Origin of the sequence: Paraburkholderia sp. MM5384-R2 (assembly GCF_014201025.1) — a bacterium.
Classification (GTDB): domain Bacteria; phylum Pseudomonadota; class Gammaproteobacteria; order Burkholderiales; family Burkholderiaceae; genus Paraburkholderia; species Paraburkholderia tuberum.
The window spans coordinates 1-1,432 of record NZ_JACHDI010000086.1 but is presented as its reverse complement, the minus strand read 5'-3'; the positions used below and the strand labels follow the sequence as shown (position 1 = coordinate 1,432).

Annotated in this window: 1 protein-coding gene; it reads right to left on the bottom strand. The window is 59.6% G+C overall.

All coding sequences use genetic code 11. The features are described 5' to 3' along the window. Window positions 1-47 precede the first annotated feature (47 nt). Window positions 48-1,313: an IS256 family transposase gene (locus HDG37_RS38710; protein WP_184056863.1), complete on the bottom strand. Its 1,266-nt coding sequence runs from the start codon at window positions 1,311-1,313 to the stop codon at window positions 48-50. Window positions 1,314-1,432: the final 119 nt, after the last annotated feature.

Genomic DNA, 1,432 nt, shown 5'->3' with positions numbered 1-1,432 from the left:
GAGCTAACGTCAAGAGTGGTGTATGAACATTTTGATGGCGGTCGATTTCAAGCGGCGAGTTTCTGCTGAACCGGTCGATCGTCTTGCACCGGTTCGCCGTCCTTGAAGGCCACACCCTCGAGCAACAGCTTGATCTTTTCCGGGCCGTTGATACGGCGCCAAGTTTTCTCGGCTTCCTCAATCAGCTTGAATGCCAGGCCGAGGAAGGTCGGTCGCGACACGCAGTTACGCGTACGTGTCGTACGGTGGCGCACCGTCGCGAACGTCGATTCAATCGCGTTGGTGGTACGCAGATGCTGCCAATGTTCGGCGGGGAACTCGTAGAAGGCCAGCAAGCTCTCTCGGTCCTTCTTCAGCGTCTCCGCCGCCTTCGGATATTTGGCCGCATAGATCGACACGAAACGATCGAACGCGGCATGGGCTTCGGCACGCGTCGCGGCCATCCAGATCGATTGCATGTCGGCCTTCGCGCGCGCCTGCTGCGACTTGGGCAGCGCGTTGAGCACGTTGCCCATCTTGTGAAACCAACAGCGCTGACCACGCGTTGTCGGAAACACTTCCTCCAGCGCCGCCCAGAAGCCCATCGCGCCGTCGCCGACCGCCAGCCGTGGACCCGCCTTCATACCGCGCTTTTTCAGGTCGAGCAACAGTTCCAGCCACGATGCTTTCGTCTCGCGATACCCATCGCCGATCGCCACGCGCTCTTTGCTCCCATCCGGCCTCACGCCGATGATTACGAGCAAGCATTGACCGTCCGAGTTCTCGCTGCGCAGCCCGGTGTGAATGCCGTCCACCCACCAGTACACATAGTGTGATTCCGACAAGTCCCGCTTGCTCCAGGCCGCATGATCTTCAGCCCATTGCGCCTTCAGCCGACTCACCACGTTGGCCGACAAGCCCTTGGCGTCATCGCCCACGAGCACCTTTAACGCTTCGCCCATGTCGCCCGTCGAAATACCCTTCAGATACAGCCACGGCAGGGCTGCGCTTACGCGGGGCGACTTCCTCACGTACGGCGGCACGATCGTCGAGTTGAACTTCACGCCGAATCCTGATCGATCACGCACCTTCGGCACCTTCACCTGAATCGGCCCGGCCGCCGTCAACACATCGCGTTCCGGCAAGTAGCCGTTGCGGACCACCGCACGCTGTCCATGCATGGTCTTGACGTTCGCGAACCGCTCCATCAGCTCTGCCAGCTCCGCTTCAATCGCTTGTTGAATCACTTGCCGTGCCCCTTGACGAACCAAATCGTCCAGCCCCAGCCCGGCGCCCAATAGACCGACAACTGCTTTTTCCGTATCCTTGCTCATGGTGGATGGTTTGTTGTTTGCTGGTTTCCGACTTCGACAATCAGATTCTCAGCTGAAACGTCCACCGCCTTCAACTTCCCGCCTCAACGCCCCCGTACACCAGATTCGACTTTAGCTCC

Excerpts from the sequence above, each read along its gene's own strand:
- HDG37_RS38710 (WP_184056863.1), bottom strand. The coding sequence starts at position 1,313 with ATGAGCAAGGATACGGAAAAAGCAGTTGTCGGTCTATTGGGCGCCGGG.